The sequence below is a fragment of the Cellulosimicrobium arenosum genome, assembly GCF_014837295.1.
Taxonomy (GTDB): domain Bacteria; phylum Actinomycetota; class Actinomycetes; order Actinomycetales; family Cellulomonadaceae; genus Cellulosimicrobium; species Cellulosimicrobium arenosum.
The window spans coordinates 126,374-145,739 of the sequence record NZ_JACYHB010000005.1 but is presented as its reverse complement, the minus strand read 5'-3'; the positions used below and the strand labels follow the sequence as shown (position 1 = coordinate 145,739).

The following is a 19,366-nucleotide window of genomic DNA, read 5'->3' as shown; positions in this document are numbered from 1 at the left end:
GCCTGGCCCGTCCACGACCCGCTAGTCCGCGGCGCGCTCGGCCCCGGCCAGCAGCACGCACGTCGCGACGCCGTCCATCGCGACCCGCACCTCGTCGAGCGGGGGCAGGGTCGGGGCGAGACGCAGGATGGAGTCCTGCGGGTCGTCCCCGTAGGGGAACGCCGCGCCGGCGGGTGTGAGCGCGATGCCCGCCGCCCGGGCGAGCTCGACGACGCGTGACGCCGTGCCCGGCTGCACCGCGAGCGTGACGAAGTACCCGCCGCGCGGGACGCTCCACGTCGCGACCTCGCCCAGCCGCTCGGCGAGGACGCCGATCACCGCGTCGAACTTCGGGGCGAGGATGTCACGGTGCTTGCGCATGTGGACGCGCACGCCCTCGGCGTCGCCGAAGAACAGCGCGTGCCGCAGCTGGTTGACCTTGTCCGGGCCGATCGACTGCGCGGACAGGTGCTTCGAGAACCACGCGACGTTCGCCGGGGACGACCCGAGGAAGGCGACACCAGCGCCCGCGAAGGTGATCTTCGAGGTCGACGCGAACAGGACCACGCGGTCCGGGTGTCCTGCCTCGGCGGCGAGGCCGACCGCGTCGGCGCTCGTCGCCTCGTCCTCGGTGAGGTGGTGCAGCGCGTACGCGTTGTCCCACAGGATGCGGAAGTCGGGGGCGGCGGTCGGCATCGACACGAGCCGGCGCGCGACGTCCTCGCTCACGACCGAGCCGTCGGGGTTCGCGTAGGTCGGCACGACCCACATGCCCTTGATGCTCGGGTCGTCGGCGACGAGCGCCGCGACCGCCTCGGCGTCGGGCCCGTCCGGCGTCATGGGGACGGTGATCATCTCGATCCCCAGCGCCTCGCACACCGTGAAGTGGCGGTCGTAGCCCGGGACGGGGCAGATGAAGCGGACGCGCTCCTCCTGGCCCCAGGGGCGCTCGGAGCCCGGTACGCCGAACAGCGTCGCGTACGTCAGCGTGTCGTACATGAGCGTCAGGCTCGCGTTGCCCGCGGCGAGGAGCTGCTCGATGGGCAGGCCGAGCAGCTCGGCGAAGATGCGGCGCAGCTGCGGGAGCCCCTGCAGACCGCCGTAGTTGCGGACGTCGGTGCCGTCGGCGTCGGTGTGCACACCCTCGCCCGGGAGGGCGAGGAGGGCGTCGGACAGGTCGAGCTGTTCCGCCGACGGCTTGCCGCGCGTGAGGTCGAGGGTGAGACCGCGCGCCTGGAGCGCGGCGTAGTCCTGCTGCAGGTCCGCGAGCCGGGCCACGAGGTCCTCCGGCGCGGTCGTGGGTGCGGTGGGCTCTGGGGGAACGGGCTGCGTCGTCACCCTCGCGACTCTACCGAGCCTCGGCGAGGGCTGACAGGGCATCCTCCAGGGCGGACAGCGCGGTCTCGAGCTCGTTCACGGAGATCACCGCAGGGGGCGCGAGCCGGATCGTGGACCCGTGCGTGTCCTTCGCGAGCACGCCGCGTGCGAGCAGCGCCTCGCACAGGTCGCGCCCCGTGCCGCGCGCCGGGTCGAGGTCGAGCCCGGCCCACAGCCCGACGCCGCGTGCGTCGTCGAGCAGGTCGTCCGCGACCATCCGGGCCAGCCGTGGGTGCAGGACCGCGCCCAGCTCGCGCGCCCGTGCCTGCGGCTCGCCCGAGGCGAGCAGCTCGACGACCGCGAGCCCGACGGCGCACGCGAGGGGGTTGCCGCCGAACGTGCTCCCGTGGGTGCCGGGGGTGAGGACCTCGAGCACGTCGCGCCGCCCGACGACGGCGGAGACGGGCACGATCCCGCCGCCGAGCGCCTTGCCGAGCGTGACGAGGTCCGGCTGCACGCCCCACAGCTCGCACGCGAGGGTCGTCCCGGTGCGCGCGAGGCCCGACTGGATCTCGTCCGCGACGAGCAGCACGTCGCGCTCGGCCGTGGTCGCGCGCAGCGTCGGCCAGTAGTCGTCCGGCGGGACGACGACCCCGGACTCGCCCTGGACCGGTTCCAGGAGCACCGCGACCGTGGTGCCGTCGATCGCCGCGGCGACGGCCGCGGCGTCGCCGAAGGGGACCACGCGGAAGCCGGGCGTGTACGGACCGAACCCGCGGCGCGCGTCGGCGTCGTCGGAGAACGAGACGATCGTCGTCGTGCGCCCGTGGAAGTTGCCCGACCCGACGACGATCGTGGCCTCGTCGGGCGGGACGCCCTTGACCTCGTAACCCCACTTCCGGGCCGCCTTGACCGCGGTCTCGACCGCCTCGGCGCCGGTGTTCATCGGCAGCACGAGCGCGTCGCGCCCGCCCGTGGTGAGCGGTCCGACGAGCTCGGCGAGCGCGTCGGCGAACGGGTGCAGGAGGTCGTGCCCGAACGCGCGCGAGGTGAGGGTGAGCCGCCCGAGCTGCCGCGTCGCGGCGTCGACCAGCAGGGGGTGGCGATGGCCGAAGGTCAGTGCCGAGTACGCGGACAGCAGGTCGAGGTAGCGGTGCCCGGCGACGTCCGTGACCCACGGGCCCTGCGCGGTCGCGATCGTCACGCGGAGCGGGTCGTAGTTGTGGACCAGCGAGCCCGCAGCCGGCGGTGCGCCGGGGGTGGTCACGGGGCGCCGTCGGGGTCGGGCGCGTGCCGGATCGTGAGCGTGCAGCACTTGGCGCCGCCACCGCCGCGCAGCAGCTCGGACGTGTCGACCCCGAGCGTCTCGTAGCCGCGCTCGCGGAGCGCGCCGGCGAGGTGCGTGGCCCGGGGGTTGAGCACCACGTGGGTCCCGTCGCTCACGGCGTTGAGCCCCAGCACGACGGCGTCCTCCTCGCCCGCGAGGAGTGCGTCGGGGTAGAGGTCGCGCAGCCGCTCCTGCGCGGCGGGGGAGAACGCGGGCGGGTAGTAGGCGACGTCCGTGTCCGGTGCCCCGTCGGTGCCGCGGAGGACGACGAGCGCGGTGTCCAGGTGGTAGAAGCGAGGATCCACCAGGTCGAGCGTCACGACCTCGCGCCCCCACAGGGCGGCGGCCTCGGCGTGCGCAGCGCGGTCCGTGCGGAACCCGGTGCCGGCCAGGACCCTGCCGCCCACGGTGAGGAGGTCGCCCTCGCCCTCGTTGACGTGCTCGGCGAGGTGCGTGACGTACCCGTGGTCGGCGAACCACTTGAGATAGGCGGGCCCCTCGGCCGCGCGCTCGGGGTGGGTGAAGCGAGCCGAGTAGACGAGCCCGTCGACGACCGTCGCGCCGTTCGCGGCGTAGACCATGTCGGGCAGACCGGGGACCGGCTCGATCGTCTCGACCGTGTGGCCGAGGTCGAGGTACGTGTCGCGCAGGCGCTCCCACTGGGCCGTCGCGAGCGCGGTGTCGACGGGCGTGCTGCGGTCCATCCACGGGTTGATCTCGTAGCTCACCGTGAAGTGGGTCGGTGGGCACATGAGGTAGTGCCGGTGGCCTGCGGGCATCGTCGCCTCCTCGTGGCGTGCCGCTCCGCGGGGTGTGCGACGCGGCGGGTGGCCCGGGCGCGGGTGGTGCCCGGTGACGCGCTGGGTTGCCAGCGTACGTCCGGGCGGCAGTCGCGTCCTGCGGCGGCACACGAACGATCGAGGGGTTGACGACGATAGTCTAGCGATATAGCGTTACTACATCGCTGAGCGTCAGCTCGCGACGACACCGGCCCGGCGGGCCGGCTCGAGGCAGGGCCCTGCGGCCCGCCCCACCACCCTTCACACCACATCACCTCATCAGGAGCACTCCCATGAACCACGCACACCAGCACCGGGGCCCGAACCCCGAGAACATGTCCCAGCACCCCGGCGACCGCCGCGGTCCCCGTCCCGGCATGCGCCGTCGCGACGGCTTCCCACCCCTGCCCGACGACGCGGACTGGTTCCGCGGCGACGTGCCCTCCGGCCGTGGTCGGGGCGGCGCCCGCCGCGGAGGCGGTCGTGGCGGCTTCGGCGGCCCGCCCGCCGGCGGCCCCGGCTTCGACGGCCGTGGACCCGGCCCCGGCTTCGGCCCGGGCTTCGGTCCGGGCTTCGGTCCGGGCGGACGTCGGCCGGGCGGTCGCGGCCGAGGACCGGGCCGCGCGGGCCGCGGCGACGTCCGCGCCGCGATCCTGCTGCTCCTGGTCGAGCAGCCCAAGCACGGGTACCAGCTCATCCAGGAGATCGCCGAGCGCAGCGGCGGCCTCTGGCGCCCGAGCCCCGGCGCGGTCTACCCGGCGCTCAACCTCCTCCAGGACGAGGGGCTCGTCGAGCTCGCCGAGGAGGGTGGCCGGCGCCTCGCGTCGCTCACCGAGGCAGGGACCACCTACGTCACCGAGCACGCGGACGAGATCGGCGACCCGTTCGCGGACGCCGCCGGCCGCGGCGGTCGCTCCCGGCACGAGCTGCGCGACGCCGTCGGCGCGGTCGCGGCCGCCGTGCAGCAGGTCGCCCGCACGGGCAGCGACGCGCAGGCGAAGGCCGCGGCGGAGCTGCTCGAGACGACGCGCCGCGAGCTCTACCTGATCCTCGCCGGCCCCGCGACGGCCACGACCGAGGACGCCCCGGTCGAGGACGCTCCGGTCGAGGACGCTCCGACGGCCGGGTAGCCCCGCCGACACCGAGCCCGGGTCGGCCCCTGATCCTGATCAGGGCCGACCCGGGCTCCGTCGTGCGTGGCGATCGTTCGGCTCTCTCAGCGCGTCAGGAGCAGCCCCAGCCGGCGCAGGGACACGCGCATCATCCAGCGCAGCGCGATGCCGACGAGCGGCGCGCTCACCCGGCGCGGCAACGGACCCGCGAGGTACGCGTCCTCCCACCACACGACCCGGCACCGGTCGGCGCTCTGCGGTACGACGACGAACCCGGCGTCGCCGAGCAGCACCGGCCCCTCCTTGCGCACGCGGGTGGACCCGCGGCGACCGGTCGTCGTGGACGGGCGGACGAGCGACTCCACGACCATCCGGTCCCGGAAGCCGCGGCCCGTGCGGTCGACGAGCGGGCCGCTCACCATCGTCACGCGGTCGCCGACCTCCGGGCCACGCGTCGCCGGGGTCGCCATGCGGGTCAGCGGGATGAAGCGCGGGTGGGTACGCAGGTCGGCGACCCACGCGAACGCGACGCTCGCGTCCACCGGGACGTCGCGCGCGACCACGACGCCGCGCCCGGGAACGGGACGGCGCGGGACGGACGGCTCCGCGTCGTCCGACGGTCGTGGCCGCGTCGCGCTCACGACGCGTCGACCCGGCCGTCGTCGACCGCGTCCTCGACGGTGGTGCTCTCGGTGGTGGACCGCCGACGCCGCGGCAGCAGGCGCCGGGCTCCGCGTCGGCGCGCGGTGGACGAGTCGTCGTCGGGCACGGGCACGAGGGCGGGCCGTGCGTCCTCGACCGGGGACTCCACGACCTCGATCAGGTGCCGGAACGTCGTCGGCGGGGGCCCGAAGGCCCGCCGCGACTGGCCGACGACACCGTGCCCGAGCGCGCGTGCTCCGGCGACGCCGACCACGGCGCCGACGCCGAACGGCACCAGGCGACCGAGGGCGAGACCGGACTGCTTCGCGAGCTGTGTCCGCAGGAACCTGTTGCCCAGCGCCTTGTTGACCTTGACGAGCGTGCCCGCAGGCATGGTCGTCAGCAGCACCTTGCCCCACGCGAGGCCCGAGCCCTGCGCGGCCCGCTCGACGTCGCGCGCGCCCCGCTCGCCCAGGACCGTCGCGAGCAGCAGGGCGCGACGTCGCGCGGCGTCCTCCACCGCGATCCCGTGCACGTCCGCGACGGCGAGCGCGAACGCGGCGGAGGACGCGAAGAACGTCGCCACGTCGCTCGTGGTGAGCGCGATGCCGACGCCGGTACCGACCGCGGGGAACGCCGCCGCGGCCCCCACCGCACCGCCGGCGGCCTGGATGACGAGCAGGTACTCGCGCTCCAGGATGCGGACGATCTGGGCGGGCCCCGCCTCGGGGTTGCGACGCCGGACCGAGTCGACGTGCGCGCGCACCACGTGGGACGGGATCGTCACCGCGCGCTCCATCAGGGCATCGAGCAGCGGCGTGGCGCGGTAGCTCGACCAGTCCTCGGCGTCCGCCGTGGACAGGTCGACGGCCGCGTCGGGGGGCGGCGTCCCGTACTCGGGTGTGCCGGGCGCGCCCGGGAGCGGTGTCATCTCGCTGCGACGCTGCTTCTTCGCCACGCTGTCTCCCGATCTCCGGCCGATCACTCGATGCTGCCACCCGGCTGGTCGAACAGCGTCTGCACGCTCGCGCCGGCCTTGATGGTGCGTCCCACTGTGCAGGTCTTCTCGATCGCACGCTCGGCGACGGTGAGCAGGCGCTCGCGCGCATCGTCGTCGAGCTCCGACAGGTCGATCTCGAACCGCTCGGTGATCTCGGGGTAGCGGTCCTCCGCCATGTCCTTGGCGCCCTCGACGTGGATCACGACGCGGTAGTCGTCACCCAGCCGGCGGGCGAACCCCCGGTCCGAGCTCATGCCCGCGCACCCTGCGAGCGCGATCTTCAGCAGCTCGCCCGGGGTGAACACCGCGCCCTCGCTCGCCGGGCCGATCTGCACCTGGGCGCCGCGCTCGGAGTAGCCGGTGTACGTGCGCACGCCCGTCCGCTCGACCCACAGCGCGTCGCTCGGGGACGGCGACGACGGCGCGATCTCGGTGCCGGTGCCGGTGCCGGCGTGCGTGCCGGCGTCCGTGGATTCGGTCGAGGTGTCAGCGGGTCGCTCGGTCGTCATGCGGTGATCCTCGCACTCCTGGTCATCCGGCGTCCGTGCGGACCACCGGTCGGTCGTCCGTCAGAACGCGCGAGCGGGGTGGGCGATTCCCGGTCCGGGCGCCCGGGTGTCACAACCGGGCGCCCTGCCCGGTCGACCTCTCGTCAGGCGGCCGCGGGCCGCACGCGCCAGGAGAGGACTCGTCATGAAGATCGTCGTCGTCGGAGGGACCGGGCTGATCGGGAGCCAGGTCGTGACGGACCTGCAGGAGGCCGGGCACGAGGCGGTCGTCGCCGCGCCCAGCACAGGGGTGGACACCTTGACCGGTGCCGGGGTGGACGAGGCGCTCGCGGGCGCCGACGTCGTCGTGGACGTGTCGAACTCGCCGTCGTTCGCGGACGACGACGTGCTGCACTTCTTCACGACGTCCACCGGGACCCTGCTCGACGCGGAGGAGCGCGCCGGCGTCGGGCACCACATCATCCTGTCCATCGTCGGGACGGACCGGAGCGACGCGGGCTACATGCGCGCGAAGGTCGCCCAGGAGAAGCTCGTGCGCGCGTCGGGTCGTGGGTGGAGCGTGCTGCGCGCGACGCAGTTCATGGAGTTCGCGAAGCAGATCGCGGACACGTCGGAGGTCGACGGGGTCGTCCGGATCCCGCCGGTGGCGTTCCAGCCCGTCGCGTCGGCGGACGTCGCGCGTCGGCTCGCGGAGATCGCGGTCGCCGCGCCGCAGGACGGGATCAGCGAGATCGCCGGTCCCGAGCGGGTGCGCTTCGACGCGTTCGTCCGCGAGGCGCTCGCTGCCCGCGGCGACACGCGCGAGGTGGTCGCCGACCCGTCCGCCCGCTACTTCGGGGCCCTCCTCGCGGACGGCGCGCTCGTGCCGGAGGGCGACTCGGCGATCGGGCGCGTCTCGTTCGAGCAGTTCGTCGGTTCCGCCGCGTGACCCGGACCGGTGCGTCCCGGTTCTCCCGGGACGCACCGGCGCACGACGCGTAGCGTGGCCGCATGAGCTCAGGCGACGGCCGCGACGGCACGTCCTCCGGCACGTCGTCCCCCGCCGCCTCGTCGTCGGACGCGTCGGCGTATGCCGGTGCCGACGAGGGACGAGACGCCCTCGAGCCGTTCCTCTCGGTGCGCCCTCAGCTGTTCGGGATCGCCTACCGCATGCTCGGCAGCGTGGACGAGGCGGAGGACGTCGTGCAGGACGCCTGGGTGCGGTGGCACGGGACGGACCGGACGCGCGTCGTCAACGCGGCAGCCTTCCTCACCACGGTCGTGACGCGCCTGGCCATCAACGTCCTCACCTCGGCGCGGGCGCGCCGGGAGACCTATGTCGGGCCGTGGCTCCCGGAGCCGGTGGACACGTCGCAGGACCCGGCCCTGGGCGCCGAGCGAGCCGAGGCGATCCAGATCGCGACCCTGGTGCTCCTCGAGCGGCTCACGCCGACCGAGCGCGCGGTCTACGTCCTGCGCGAGGCCTTCGGCTACCCGTACCGCCGCGTCGCCGAGATCCTCGACCTGAGCGAGGCGAACGCACGCCAGCTCGCGCGGCGTGCGCGCGAGCGCCTGGGCGATCGTGAGCCCGTCCCCGTCGACCCGGGCGAGCACCGGCGCCTGCTCGACGAGTTCGTCGCCGCCGCGCACGACGGCGACCTCGCGCGCTTCGAGCGCTTCCTCTCCGCCGACGTCGTCGCGAGCGCCGACGGCGGCGGCAAGGTCCACGCCTCGCGCCAGGAGCTGGTCGGCGTCGCGCGCGTCTCCCTGTTCTTCGACAACCTGTGGCGCAAGCAGTGGGCCCGGGCGGACGTGCGCGTCGTCGAGGCGAACGGGCTGCCCGCCCTCGTCATCGCCTACGCGTCGGGGCGCGTCGCGCTCGTCTCGCTCGACGTGTCGCCCGCCGGTGTCGAGCACGTCTTCGTCCAGGTCAACCCGGACAAGCTCCGCGCCTACGCCTCGGCGGACTGACGGGGCTCCGCCGCCGTGGCGGCGGGCGTCGGGCGGACGGTCGCCGCCGGGGCCGCGGCAGCGAAGGCCGCACGAGGCTGCTGCACCGAGGCGAGCGAGACGACGTCGCGACCGAACACGCCGGCGGTGAGCCACACGGCGAGGACCCGGACCTTGCGCTCCCACGTCGGGATCGCGAGGACGTGGTAGCCGCGGTGCATGAGCCACGCGAGCCGTCCGCGCACGACGAGGCGGCGGTACTCGAACACGCCGGACCCGAGGCCGAGGGTCGCCACGACACCGAGGCTGCCGTGCACGTACGGGCGCGTCGGACGGCCGCGGCGGGCTGCGACGAGGTTGGCCGCGAGCCGCCGTCCCTGCCGCACCGCGTGCTGCGCGTTGGGCACGGCGAGAGCCCCCGGTCGCGGCACGGCGAGGTCGGGGACCGCCGCGCCGTCGCCCGCCGCCCACGCGTCGTCGACCGGGGCGTCGTCGGTCCCGATCCGCAGGTCCGGCCGCACGACGACGTAGCCGCGCGCGTCGACCGGCAGGTCGGTGTGCGTCGCGACGACGGGGTTCGCCGCGTTGCCGGCGGTCCACACCAGCAGGTCGGACGCGAACGACTCGCCGGTCGAGAGCGTGACGACACCGTTCTCGGCCGACTCCAGACCGCTGTCGAGGTGGATGTGCGCGCCGCGCCGCTCGAGCTGGTCGACCACCCACCGTCCGGGCCGTTCGGTGACCTCGGGGAGGATGCGCGGGTTGCGCTCGACCAGGTGGAGCTGCAGCTCCGACGCCTCGATCTCCGGGTAGAGGCGGAGCAGGTCGTGCGCGAACGAGAGCAGCTCGGCGAACCCCTCGACGCCGGAGAACCCGCCGCCGACGAACGTCGCCGTGAGCAGGCATGCGCGCTCGGGGCCGGCGGGCAGGCTCGCCGCCCGGTCGAACGACGTGAGGAGCCGGTCGCGGATCGCGACGGCCTCCTCGACGTGCTTCATGCCGATCGCGTGCTCGGCCACGCCGGGCACCGGGAAGACGCGCGTCACCGCACCCGCCGTGACGACGACCGTGTCGTACGGCAGCGGGTGCTCGTCACCGGGCTCGTCACCGGGCTCGTCACCGTGCTCGGACCGGACGAGGACGACGTGGTGCGCGTGGTCGATGCGCGTCGCCGACCCGGCGACGAGCCGGGTGCGGCGCAGGTGGCTGCGATGGGCGACGGCCGCGTGCCGCGCCTCGACGGAGCCCGCGAGGACCTCGGGAAGGAAGGGCTGGTACGTCATGTAGGGCCGCGGGTCGACGAGGACGAGCTCCACCTCGCCCCGGCGCAGCTCGTGCCGCAGGTGCTTCTCGAGCTCACGAGCCGCCGTGAACCCGGCGTAGCCGCCGCCGACGATGACGATGCGTTCCATGACCGCCTCCAGTGCTGCGCGCCCGCTGCGCGCTCTCACCCTCTCGACCGCGCGGCCCGGCAGGGCGTGACAGGCCCTGGTCCGGCGGGCGCACGTCGTTCGTCACACGGTCGTGGGGAAGGTCCGGGTGTCACGCTCCGCCGCTCCGCCCGGTCGGGTGATCGACGGCGGGTCGGGCTCCCGCCGCCCGGCCCGCACCGGACCGCCCCTCCCACGGCAAGGAGCACGACCATGAGCGATCACGTCCTCGAACCGCAGGCGCAGGAGTTCGCCGAGGCGACCTCGAAGCCGCCGTTCCTCTACGAGCTGGGCCCGGAGAAGGCCCGCGCGGTCCTCGACGACCTCCAGGCCGCACCCGTCGAGAAGCCCGACGTCGACGACGAGTGGCTGACCGTCCCCGCGGACGTCGGCGACGTCCGGATCCGGGTCGTGCGCCCTGCCGGGTCGACCGGCACGCTGCCGGTCGTCCTCTACGTGCACGGCGGCGGGTGGGTGCTCGGCGACGCCGGCACGCACGACCGCCTGGTCCGCGAGCTCGCGGTCGGCGCACGGGCGGCCGTGGTCTTCGTCGAGTACGACCGGTCGCCCGAGGCGCGGTACCCCGTCGCGATCGAGCAGGCGTACGCGACGGCGCGGTGGATCACGGCGGAAGGCTCGTCGCACGGCCTCGACGCGTCCCGGCTCGCCGTCGCGGGCGACTCCGTGGGCGGGAACATGACCGCGGCGCTCGCGATCCTCGCCAAGCAGCGGGGCGACGTGACCTTCGTCCACCAGTCCCTGTACTACCCGGTCACGGACGCGGGCCAGGACACCGACTCCTACCGCGAGTTCGCCGACGGACCGTTCCTCTCCGCGCGGGGGATGGCCTGGTTCTGGGACTGCTACCTGCCGGACCACGAGCGCCGCGGCGAGATCACCGCCTCACCCCTGCGGGCGACGCTCGACGACCTGACGGGGCTCCCGCCCGCCTTCGTGGTCGTCGACGAGAACGACGTCCTGCGGGACGAGGGCGAGGCCTACGCCCGTCGCCTCCTGCAGGCCGGCGTGCGCGTCACGAGCGTGCGCTACAACCACATCCACCACGACTTCATGATGCTCGACCCCCTGCGCCCCACCGCGGCGAGCACCGCCGCGGTCGAGCAGGCCGTCCACGTGCTGCGCACCGCGCTCGGCACGCTCTGACCGGCCACCGGCCGGCACCTCACCCGTCAGCCCAGCACGTCCGCACACACCAGGAGAACCATCATGTCCACACCCACCGTCGTCCTCGTCCACGGGGCGTTCGCCGACTCCACGAGCTGGGACGGCGTCGTCGAACGACTGAGCGCCGCAGGCGTCCCCACGCTCGCGAACGCCGTCCCGCTGCGCTCCCTCTCGGGTGACGCGACCTACCTGCACGACACCCTGGCCGCGATCGACGGGCCGGTCGTCGTCGTCGCGCACTCCTACGGCGGCATGGTCGCGACGCAGGCCGCGGCCGGCGTGCCGGGCGTCGTCGGGATCGTCTACGTGGCCGCGTTCGCCCCGGACACGGGGGAGAGCGCGATCGACCTGTCGGGTCGCTTCCCGGGCAGCACGCTCGGCGACGCCCTCGTGCCCACCCCGCTGTCCGACGGGGGGCAGGATCTCGCCATCCGGCACGACCTGTTCCACGGCCAGTTCGTCGCGGACGTCGACGCCCCGACCGCGGCCCTCATGGCGGTCGCCCAGCGCCCGGTGACCGCGGCGGCGCTCGGCGAGCCGCTCACGACCGCCGACCCGGCGTGGCGGAGCGTCCCGTCGTGGTTCGTCTACGGTGAGCTCGATCAGAACATCCCCGCCGAGACCGTGCGGTTCCTGGCCGAGCGGGCCGGGTCGCGCGGCACGACCGAGATCCCCGGGGCGTCGCACGCGCTCTCGGTCTCCCGGCCCGACGCCGTCGCGAAGGTCGTCCTCGACGCCGTGCAGGCGGTGAGCAGGGCCGCAGCCTGACCACCCGCGCGAGGGCCGACGGCGCCGGGCGGGTCCCGGCGTCGTCGGCCCTCGCGCGCGGCCGCGTGCCTAGACTGGCGCCGTGGCCATCGACGCACCGACCGGCATCCCGACACCGTACGAGGACCTCCTCCGTGACGTCCTGGAGCACGGGACCCCCAAGGGCGACCGGACGGGGACGGGGACGCGCAGCGTGTTCGGCCGCCAGGTCCGGTTCGACCTGTCGCAGGGCTTCCCGCTCGTCACGACCAAGCGGGTCCACCTGAGGTCGATCGCGTACGAGCTGCTGTGGTTCCTGCGCGGGGACTCGAACGTGCGCTGGCTCCAGGACCGCGGCGTGACGATCTGGGACGAGTGGGCGGACGACGACGGCGGGCTCGGCCCGGTCTACGGCGTGCAGTGGCGCTCGTGGCCGACGCCGGACGGGCGCCACGTCGACCAGATCGCCGCGGTGATCGAGCAGATCCGGTCGAACCCCGACTCGCGACGCCACATCGTCTCGGCGTGGAACGTCGCCGAGATCGAGAACATGGCACTGCCCCCGTGCCACGCGCTCTTCCAGTTCTACGTCGCCGACGGACGCCTCTCGTGCCAGCTCTACCAGCGATCGGCCGACCTGTTCCTGGGGGTGCCGTTCAACATCGCGTCGTACGCGCTGCTCGTCCACCTGGTCGCGGCGCAGACCGGCCTCGAGGTCGGCGACTTCGTCTGGACCGGCGGTGACGTGCACATCTACGACAACCACGTCGAGCAGGTGCGCGAGCAGCTCACGCGCGCACCGTACCCGTACCCGACGCTGCGCCTCGCGCCGCGCGACTCGATCGACGCCTACGAGTACGAGGACATCGAGGTCGTCGGGTACCAGCACCACCCGACGATCAAGGCTCCGATCGCGGTATGACCCGCGAGAGGAGCGCACCGGTGCTGGGGCTGATCTGGGCGCAGGCGCGCGACGGCGCCGGGCGTCCCGTCATCGGTGCGGGCGGCGCGATGCCCTGGCACCTGCCCGAGGACCTCGCGCACTTCAAGCGGGTCACGTCGGGGCACCCGGTCGTCATGGGCCGGCGCACGTGGGAGTCGCTCCCGCCCCGGTTCCGCCCGCTGCCGGGCCGGACGAACGTCGTGGTCACGCGCCAGGACGGCTGGCTGCCGGACGGCGGCCCGCGCGAGGGGCGTGCCGGCGCGCCCGTGCTCGTCGCGGGCTCGGTCGACACCGGGCTGGAGATCGCGCGGGCCGGTGCCGGGGCCGCCGTCGCCACGGAGACGGACGGGTCGCCGGCGTCGGACGGCGAGGTGTGGGTGATCGGGGGCGCGCAGCTCTACGCCGCGACGATCGGGCTCGCGGACCGCTGCGTCGTCACCGAGATCGACGCCGTGGTCGAGGGCGACACCTTCGCGCCGGTCCTGCCCGCGGGGTGGCGGACCAGCGTGGGCGAGTGGCGGTCGTCGTCGACCGGGCTCCGCTACCGGATCGTCACGGCCGACCGCGACTGACCGGACCGTTCGCAGGTCCGGGGGCGCCGGGTGGACGCCGCGTGGTGGCGTGGGGTTCAGCAGGGGTTCAGGGGTGCGGGGGACCGATGGGGGCGAGGCGCGCTGGTGCGACGGGCTGCGGCTCCTCGAACGTCTCGACGTGGGAGTCCTGCGGGGCCGTGAGCCGCTCCACCGCTGCCGTGAGGTTCGCGGTGATCGCGGCGACGAGCCCGTCGCCGTCCCGCGCCTCGAGGCGTTCCACGATCTCGGCGTGGGACTCGGGGGAGTCGCGGCGCACGGCGTACTCCTCGCTCACCGTGAAGCTCGCGGCCCGCACCTCGACGATCAGGGTGCTCATCCACCGCAGCAGCCAGGGGTTGCGGCTCGCCGCGACCATCGTCCAGTGCACGGTGAGGTCCGCGTCGCCGATGCGGCGGGGGTCCTCGGCCCGGCCGGAGTCGACCAGGGCGTCGTACGCGTCGCGGACCCGCGCGATGTCGGCCTCGGTCGCACGGACGACCGCGAGCCGGGCGGCGGCCGTCTCGACGCTCGCGCGCGCCTCGTAGAGCGCGGGGATCCGGTCCCGCCCGATCATCACGACGCTCAGGCCGCGGCCGGGCGTCGAGACCAGCAGGCCCTCCTGCACGAGCCGCTGGGCGGCCTCGCGGAACGGACCGCGGCTCACCCCGAGCTGGCCGGCGATGATGACCTCGCGGATCGGCGTACCGACGCGCAGGGTCCCGGAGTAGATCGCGTCGCGCAGCTCGCGGACGATGAGGTCGACCGTCGACGGCCGCGTCACCGGCGAGAGGAACGGCGCCACGCCGAGCGGTGCCCGTGATGCGGAGGGCATCGGGTCTCCTTCTGAGGGTTGCGGAGGTCACGATCGCGTATCGCTCGCGCCCCGGGTTTCGCGGTCGGCGCAGAGCAGGTCGCGCCGACCGTCCCGCGCGGCACGGCCCCCACCGGGTGACCTCTGCGTCGTGTCCGTGCAGGTCACAGATGCATGCGTTCCGGTCGAGGAGGGCACCGCCGGGACGTGCGAAGCGGTCCGTGGTCCTGATTGTAGACAATCAGACAGTAGGACAGTCCAATTGTCGAACGCTCGACGAAGCGTTAGCGTGTTGAATCGTCCGCGTACCCCATGAACCGTCCGCGACCACCCGCGTCGATGGGCCACGAAGGGAACCATGTCTTCCACGCGAAACACCTCCACGCGTCGCCGAGCGCTCGTCGGTGCCGGCGCAGTCCTCGCGCTGACCGCCCTCACGGCGTGCTCCAGCACCGATTCCGGTGGTGACGGCGGCGGCGACGGCGACGGCGGGACGCTCGCCGGGCTCCAGGACGCCGGCAGCATCAAGGTCGCCTTCGCCGGCGAGAAGCCCTACAGCTACGAGGACGACGCCGGTGAGCTCACCGGGGCGGCCGTCGCGCTGAACAAGGAGATCTACGGCGAGCTCGGCATCGACGACGTCGAGGGCACGCTCACCGAGTGGGGCTCGCTCATCCCGAGCCTGACCGCCGGTCGCGTCGACTCGATCAGCGCCGGCATGTCGATCCTGCCGGAGCGCTGCGAGCAGGCCGCATTCTCCGAGCCGGAGATCATGTACACGACGGCGTTCCTCGTCCCCGAGGGCAACCCGGACGGGCTCAGCGACTGGGACTCCGCGGTGGACGCGGGCGTCAAGCTGGCCACGATGTCCGGCGCGATCGAGGCCGGCTACGCCGAGGAGACCGGGCTGGAGTCGCTCGAGGTCGGGAGCCCGCAGGACGGCCTCGACGCCGTGACCACCGGGCGTGCGGACGCCTTCGCGCTTACCGGCATCTCGGTGCACGCGCTCGCGGACGACACCGACCAGCCGGTCGAGGCGACGGACTCGTTCGTCGCCGTGATCGACGGTGTGCCGCAGGTCGGCGCCGGGTCGACCGTCTTCCGCCAGGAGGACACCGACCTGCTCGACGCGTACAACGAGAAGCTCGAGGCGATCACGTCCGACCCCGACAAGTACCTGGAGATCCTCGGCCCGTTCGGCTTCACCGAGGCCGAGCGCCCGATCGAGGGTCTGACCGCCAAGATGCTCTGCGAGGGTGACCTCGAGGCGATCGCCGACGAGCTGGGGCTGGAATCCTGACCTGATGTCAGACGACATTCAGACACTCCTCGACAGGCTTCCGCGCCTCGGTGAAGGAGTCCTCGTCACGCTCGAGATGACGATCGGCGGGGCGATCCTCGCGATGGTCGTCGCGCTGGCGCTCGGGTTCGGCTCGCGCACCCGCACCCTGTGGGTGCGCGGGCCGTCCCGCGTGATCGTCGAGTTCTTCCGCGGCACCTCGCTCGTGGTCCAGCTGTTCTGGCTGTTCTACGTGCTGCCGGTGTTCGGCTACGAGCTCCAGGCGATGGCGGTGGGCATCGTCGCGCTCGGCCTGAACTACGGCGCCTACGGTGCCGAGGTGGTCCGCGGGTCGGTGAACTCCGTGCCGCGCGGTCAGTGGGAGGCCTCGACGGCGCTCAACCTCGGCCAGTTCCACCGGATCCGTCGAGTCATCCTGCCGCAGGCCTGGGCGCTCATGATCCCCATGCTCGCCAACCTGCTGATCCAGCTTCTCAAGGGCTCCGCGCTGGCGTACTACATCCAGCTGCACGACCTGAACTTCTTCATCTCCCAGCTGCGCAAGGCGACGAGCGACACGATCTTCAGCTACTCGGTCGGCCTGATCGTGTACTTCGTGATCGCCTACCTCCTCACGCTGGGGATGAACGCGCTCGAGGTGCACTTCAAGAGCCGGCTCGGAGCTGGCCCGACCCTGCGTGAGGTGCTGCGCGTCGCGCCCGTACCCACGACGGAGAAGGCAGGTGCCGCGTGAACGACAGCATCTGGGACTGGGACACCGCCTGGGACGTCCTGCCCGACCTGCTCGAGGGCCTCAAGATCACCGTGATCGCGACGGTGGTGGGCATGGTGATCGCCGCGATCCTCGGTCTGATCATCGCGCTCGTGCGACGTTCGGGGAGCAGGTTTATCACCGTCCCCGTACGCTTCGTGGTCGACTTCATCCGGATGACGCCGCTCCTGGTCCAGCTCGTGTTCGCGGCGCTCCTGCTCGTGCCCGCGCTGCCCCCGCTCGCCGTGGGCTGCGGGGTCCTGGGGATTCACTACGCGACGTACATGTCGGAGGTCTACCGCGCCGGGATCGACGCGGTGCCGAAGGGCCAGTGGGAGGCGGCGACAGCGCTCAACCTCCCCCGTGGTCGGACCTGGGTCGCCGTGGTCCTGCCGCAGGCGATCCGCAACACCTTGCCCGGCCTGGGGAACTACGCGATCTCGATGTTCAAGGAGACCCCGTTCCTGTTCGCGATCTTCGTCGTCGAGATGTTCGCGGCCGCCCAGAGGTACGGCGCCAACAGCTTCTCGTACATCGAGCCGCTGACGATGGTCGGGCTGCTCTTCCTGGCCGTGAGCTACCCGACGTCGCTCCTGGTGCGCAGGATGGAGAAGCGCCTTGCCTGACCAGGACGACCGTCACACAGACACCGGCAAGCAGACCGGCACGCAGACCGGCACGGAGGACATCGTGACCACAGACAAGACCGAGGGCGCCGTCCCGGCGATCGAGTTCCGCGACGTCGTGAAGCGCTTCGGCGACAACGTCGTCCTCGACGGCCTGAACTTCTCCGTCGCCCAGGGCGACCGGGTGACGCTCATCGGCCCGTCCGGCTCCGGCAAGACGACGATCCTGCGCCTGCTCATGACGCTCGAGGAGTCGAACGGCGGCCTCATCCTCATCGACGGCGTGCCGTACACCCACGAGTACCGGGGCGAGAAGTGGGTGGAGATCCCCGAGAAGCGTCGCCGCGTGGTGCGCAACCGGGTCGGGATGGTCTTCCAGCAGTTCAACCTGTTCCCGAACATGACGGTGCTGGAGAACATCATCGAGGCGCCCGTGCACGTCCTCAAGAAGTCCAAGGCGGAGGCGATCACGCGGGCCGAGGAGCTTCTCGAGCAGGTCGGGATGTCGGAGAAGCGCGACTTCAAGACGAACCAGCTCTCCGGTGGGCAGCAGCAGCGCGTCGCGATCGCGCGTGCCCTGGCCATGGACCCGGAGATCCTGCTGCTGGACGAGGTCACCTCGGCGCTCGACCCGGAGATCGTCGCGGACGTGCTCGGCGTCCTGCGCGAGATCGCCGAGACGACCGACATCACGATGCTGCTCGTCACGCACGAGATGCAGTTCGCGCGGGAGGTCTCCAACCGGGTGCTCATGTTCGACCACGGGCAGATCGTCGAGGAGGCGGACCCCGAGACGATGTTCACGAACCCGACGCACGAGCGGACCAAGGAGTTCCTCAAGGCGGTCCTGGCCCACTGAGCGCCCTGCGCGCTCGCGCGTGCGACCAAGGGGTCGTGGCTCGGGCCGGTCTCCGGACCGGCCCGGGACCACCTGGTCGTCCGGCGGTCGTCGTCGGCTCGACGTCGTCGCCTTCGACCCGGACCGCCGGGGGCGGCTAGGCTGTGCTGCGGCCCTGCCCCGGGGTCGAGCGCCTGTAGCTCAGGGGATAGAGCACCGCTCTCCTAAAGCGGGTGTCGCCAGTTCGAATCTGGCCAGGCGCACCATCGATGACACGTGGTGTCCAGTCTTCACGCTGCCCGTGCCCGGGCGAACCGGCGCTACCGCTCGCGGGAGCTCCCCGTCGGCGCAGGCGTCGGCTCGACGGCGGTCCCGCCGCTCGTCGTACCACCGGGTGCCGTCCCCGGACCGGACGCCCCGGCGTCCTCGTTCGCGGACCCGCCAGGTGCGGCACCCGTGGCGCCGTCCTCGTCGGTCCCGCCCTCCGGGTCTTCGGCGCCGTCCCCGTCGGTCCCGTCGCCGGGATCGACGGTGCCCCCGTCGGTCGGCTGCTCGGTCGGCACGTCGGTCGGCTGCTCGGTGGGGTCGCCTGTCGGGCTGTCGCTCGGCTCCGGCGTCGGTGCGTCGGTCCCGTCGGTCGCGTCGTCCGACGGAACGTCCGACGGAACGTCCGACGGGTCGTCGGCGGGGGCCGGCTGCTCGTCGCCCGACTGCTGCTGGGCGGGGTCCGTCGTGCCGTCGTCGGACGTCCAGGCGCTGCGGCTGATGGAGGTCCCGGATCCTTCCTGGCCCCGCACGGCGTCCGAGAGGGGCTTGCCGATCACGAGCTCGACCACGAGCACGACGCCCATGACGACGACGAACAGCGCGAGGGCGGTGACCGCGAGCACGCGGCCCTTGCCGTAGCGGTCGATGAGGCGGAGCCACGGGCGACGTGCCGGGACGCCCGCGGCGTCCTCGGCGCCGCCGACGGCGGGGGACGCCGTGCCGGTCTCCATCGTGGCGGTCTCGATCGTGTCCACGGACCCGCGGGACACCTGGCGGGTGGCGTCGTCCGCCGATCCGCGCGCCACGCTCGTGACCGAGCCGGGACCTGCGGCCGCTCCACGAGGCCGGGTCACCACCCCGTTCGGCTTGGCGATCTGGACGACAGCAGGGAGCAGCTGTGCGCGGGTCCGGTCGATCGAGCGGGTGTAGGCGTAGTTGCCGACGACGGTGGCGACGCTCGCGACCGCTGCACCGATGATCGTCCCCGCGATGCCGAAGGAGGACAGCAGCACCGTGGTGGTGATCGCGGCGAGGGCGCTCGCGAGGACCTGCGTGAGGGAGAGCTGTGGCTTCTCGGGGGGGCTCTGCTTCGGATCGACGGCGGTGTCGGCGGGTTCCTCGGTAGCGGGACGGGGGGAGGGGGAACTGGTCACGGCTGCACGTCGATCTCGTCGGTGTCGTCGAAGGCTCGACGTCGGGTGGGTGGTCCTGCCCGCGGGTACGAGCACCGGTCGACGCGACGGGTTGCGCCACGGACCGGCGTCGGCGCGGGCGTGGTCCCAGCCTAGGAGGGACGTGTGA

The 19,366-nt window shown here is 73.2% G+C and carries 20 protein-coding genes and 1 tRNA gene; 12 read left to right on the top strand and 9 right to left on the bottom strand.

What is annotated here, in order from left to right:
- Positions 1–21 precede the first annotated feature (21 nt).
- The 3 genes from IF651_RS08200 to ddaH are packed head-to-tail and all read right to left on the bottom strand — an operon-like array spanning position 22 to position 3,402.
- Positions 22–1,317, bottom strand: a complete 1,296-nt coding sequence (locus IF651_RS08200; protein ID WP_338403847.1) for an aspartate aminotransferase type Ic — start codon at positions 1,315–1,317, stop codon at positions 22–24.
- A gap of 10 nt (positions 1,318–1,327) precedes the next feature.
- Positions 1,328–2,563, bottom strand: a complete 1,236-nt coding sequence (gene rocD, locus IF651_RS08195) for an ornithine--oxo-acid transaminase (protein WP_191828615.1) — start codon at positions 2,561–2,563, stop codon at positions 1,328–1,330.
- Entirely contained in the window at positions 2,560–3,402 is an 843-nt protein-coding gene (ddaH, locus tag IF651_RS08190) for a dimethylargininase (protein ID WP_191828614.1), read from the bottom strand. The genes rocD and ddaH overlap by 4 nt, the downstream gene beginning before the upstream one ends.
- Positions 3,403–3,695: 293 nt before the next feature.
- On the opposite strand from ddaH, the gene IF651_RS08185 reads away from it, so the two are divergent.
- Positions 3,696–4,532 (top strand): PadR family transcriptional regulator, encoded by an 837-nt coding sequence (locus IF651_RS08185; RefSeq protein WP_241744240.1) that lies wholly within the window; start codon positions 3,696–3,698, stop codon positions 4,530–4,532.
- Positions 4,533–4,618: 86 nt separating this feature from the next.
- Here IF651_RS08185 and IF651_RS08180 read toward each other — a convergent pair whose 3' ends face one another.
- Genes IF651_RS08180 through IF651_RS08170 form a run of 3 tightly spaced genes read right to left on the bottom strand, consistent with a single transcriptional unit; the run spans position 4,619 to position 6,665 of the window.
- Positions 4,619–5,155: an SRPBCC family protein gene (locus IF651_RS08180; protein WP_191828613.1), complete on the bottom strand. Its 537-nt coding sequence runs from the start codon at positions 5,153–5,155 to the stop codon at positions 4,619–4,621.
- Entirely contained in the window at positions 5,152–6,114 is a 963-nt protein-coding gene (locus IF651_RS08175; protein WP_338403845.1) for a hypothetical protein, read from the bottom strand. Before IF651_RS08175 ends, IF651_RS08180 begins: the two co-directional genes overlap by 4 nt.
- Before the next feature lie 23 nt (positions 6,115–6,137).
- Positions 6,138–6,665 carry an OsmC family protein gene (locus IF651_RS08170; RefSeq protein WP_191828612.1) on the bottom strand — a complete coding sequence of 176 codons (528 nt, stop codon included), beginning with the start codon at positions 6,663–6,665 and terminating at the stop codon, positions 6,138–6,140.
- A 184-nt stretch (positions 6,666–6,849) separates the two neighbouring features.
- Here IF651_RS08170 and IF651_RS08165 point away from each other — a divergent pair, with 184 nt between their 5' ends.
- Together IF651_RS08165 and IF651_RS08160 are read left to right on the top strand one after the other, a co-directional pair.
- A complete protein-coding gene (locus tag IF651_RS08165; RefSeq protein WP_191828611.1) occupies positions 6,850–7,593 on the top strand; it encodes an SDR family oxidoreductase in 744 nt (247 codons plus the stop codon).
- Between the two features lie 62 nt (positions 7,594–7,655).
- Positions 7,656–8,615: an RNA polymerase sigma-70 factor gene (locus IF651_RS08160; protein ID WP_191828610.1), complete on the top strand. Its 960-nt coding sequence runs from the start codon at positions 7,656–7,658 to the stop codon at positions 8,613–8,615.
- On the opposite strand, the gene IF651_RS08155 is transcribed toward IF651_RS08160, so the two are convergent.
- The gene (locus IF651_RS08155) at positions 8,597–10,006 is read right to left on the bottom strand and encodes an NAD(P)/FAD-dependent oxidoreductase (protein ID WP_191828609.1); all 1,410 of its coding nucleotides are present in this window, start codon (positions 10,004–10,006) and stop codon (positions 8,597–8,599) included. The two genes, IF651_RS08160 and IF651_RS08155, sit on opposite strands and share 19 nt — an antisense overlap.
- A 231-nt stretch (positions 10,007–10,237) precedes the next feature.
- On the opposite strand from IF651_RS08155, the gene IF651_RS08150 reads away from it, so the two are divergent.
- The 4 genes from IF651_RS08150 to IF651_RS08135 all read left to right on the top strand — a co-directional run bounded on the left by IF651_RS08150 (position 10,238) and on the right by IF651_RS08135 (position 13,471).
- Entirely contained in the window at positions 10,238–11,188 is a 951-nt protein-coding gene (locus tag IF651_RS08150) for an alpha/beta hydrolase (protein WP_191828608.1), read from the top strand.
- Positions 11,189–11,251: 63 nt separating this feature from the next.
- A complete protein-coding gene (locus IF651_RS08145; RefSeq protein ID WP_191828607.1) occupies positions 11,252–11,977 on the top strand; it encodes an alpha/beta fold hydrolase in 726 nt (241 codons plus the stop codon).
- 82 nt (positions 11,978–12,059) lie between these two features.
- On the top strand, positions 12,060–12,878 hold the full coding sequence (locus IF651_RS08140; protein ID WP_338403844.1) for a thymidylate synthase: 819 nt from the start codon (positions 12,060–12,062) through the stop codon (positions 12,876–12,878).
- The gene (locus IF651_RS08135) at positions 12,875–13,471 is read left to right on the top strand and encodes a dihydrofolate reductase (RefSeq protein ID WP_194720004.1); all 597 of its coding nucleotides are present in this window, start codon (positions 12,875–12,877) and stop codon (positions 13,469–13,471) included. Before IF651_RS08140 ends, IF651_RS08135 begins: the two co-directional genes overlap by 4 nt.
- A gap of 67 nt (positions 13,472–13,538) precedes the next feature.
- On the opposite strand, the gene IF651_RS08130 is transcribed toward IF651_RS08135, so the two are convergent.
- Positions 13,539–14,303, bottom strand: coding sequence for a GntR family transcriptional regulator (locus IF651_RS08130; RefSeq protein ID WP_191828606.1), 765 nt, complete (start codon positions 14,301–14,303; stop codon positions 13,539–13,541).
- Between the two features lie 337 nt (positions 14,304–14,640).
- On the opposite strand from IF651_RS08130, the gene ehuB reads away from it, so the two are divergent.
- The 5 genes from ehuB (at position 14,641) to IF651_RS08105 (ending at position 18,063) form a co-directional block, all read left to right on the top strand.
- On the top strand, positions 14,641–15,582 hold the full coding sequence (gene ehuB, locus IF651_RS08125) for an ectoine/hydroxyectoine ABC transporter substrate-binding protein EhuB (protein ID WP_191828605.1): 942 nt from the start codon (positions 14,641–14,643) through the stop codon (positions 15,580–15,582).
- Positions 15,583–15,586: 4 nt separating this feature from the next.
- Positions 15,587–16,315 (top strand): ectoine/hydroxyectoine ABC transporter permease subunit EhuC, encoded by a 729-nt coding sequence (gene ehuC, locus IF651_RS08120; RefSeq protein WP_191828604.1) that lies wholly within the window; start codon positions 15,587–15,589, stop codon positions 16,313–16,315.
- Positions 16,312–16,959 (top strand): ectoine/hydroxyectoine ABC transporter permease subunit EhuD, encoded by a 648-nt coding sequence (ehuD, locus tag IF651_RS08115; protein WP_191828603.1) that lies wholly within the window; start codon positions 16,312–16,314, stop codon positions 16,957–16,959. Before ehuC ends, ehuD begins: the two co-directional genes overlap by 4 nt.
- Positions 16,960–17,023: 64 nt before the next feature.
- Positions 17,024–17,818 (top strand): amino acid ABC transporter ATP-binding protein, encoded by a 795-nt coding sequence (locus tag IF651_RS08110; protein WP_338403843.1) that lies wholly within the window; start codon positions 17,024–17,026, stop codon positions 17,816–17,818.
- A 169-nt stretch (positions 17,819–17,987) separates the two neighbouring features.
- Positions 17,988–18,063 (top strand) — tRNA-Arg (locus IF651_RS08105).
- 54 nt (positions 18,064–18,117) lie between these two features.
- Here IF651_RS08105 and IF651_RS08100 read toward each other — a convergent pair.
- Positions 18,118–19,218, bottom strand: coding sequence for a hypothetical protein (locus IF651_RS08100; protein WP_191828602.1), 1,101 nt, complete (start codon positions 19,216–19,218; stop codon positions 18,118–18,120).
- Positions 19,219–19,366 lie beyond the last annotated feature (148 nt).

Excerpts from the sequence above, each read along its gene's own strand:
- ddaH (WP_191828614.1), bottom strand. The coding sequence starts at position 3,402 with ATGCCCGCAGGCCACCGGCACTACCTCATGTGCCCACCGACCCACTTC.
- IF651_RS08185 (WP_241744240.1), top strand. The coding sequence starts at position 3,696 with ATGAACCACGCACACCAGCACCGGGGCCCGAACCCCGAGAACATGTCC.
- IF651_RS08170 (WP_191828612.1), bottom strand. The coding sequence starts at position 6,665 with ATGACGACCGAGCGACCCGCTGACACCTCGACCGAATCCACGGACGCC.
- IF651_RS08165 (WP_191828611.1), top strand. The coding sequence starts at position 6,850 with ATGAAGATCGTCGTCGTCGGAGGGACCGGGCTGATCGGGAGCCAGGTC.
- IF651_RS08160 (WP_191828610.1), top strand. The coding sequence starts at position 7,656 with ATGAGCTCAGGCGACGGCCGCGACGGCACGTCCTCCGGCACGTCGTCC.
- IF651_RS08155 (WP_191828609.1), bottom strand. The coding sequence starts at position 10,006 with ATGGAACGCATCGTCATCGTCGGCGGCGGCTACGCCGGGTTCACGGCG.
- IF651_RS08150 (WP_191828608.1), top strand. The coding sequence starts at position 10,238 with ATGAGCGATCACGTCCTCGAACCGCAGGCGCAGGAGTTCGCCGAGGCG.
- IF651_RS08145 (WP_191828607.1), top strand. The coding sequence starts at position 11,252 with ATGTCCACACCCACCGTCGTCCTCGTCCACGGGGCGTTCGCCGACTCC.
- IF651_RS08135 (WP_194720004.1), top strand. The coding sequence starts at position 12,875 with ATGACCCGCGAGAGGAGCGCACCGGTGCTGGGGCTGATCTGGGCGCAG.
- IF651_RS08130 (WP_191828606.1), bottom strand. The coding sequence starts at position 14,303 with ATGCCCTCCGCATCACGGGCACCGCTCGGCGTGGCGCCGTTCCTCTCG.
- ehuB (WP_191828605.1), top strand. The coding sequence starts at position 14,641 with ATGTCTTCCACGCGAAACACCTCCACGCGTCGCCGAGCGCTCGTCGGT.
- ehuC (WP_191828604.1), top strand. The coding sequence starts at position 15,587 with ATGTCAGACGACATTCAGACACTCCTCGACAGGCTTCCGCGCCTCGGT.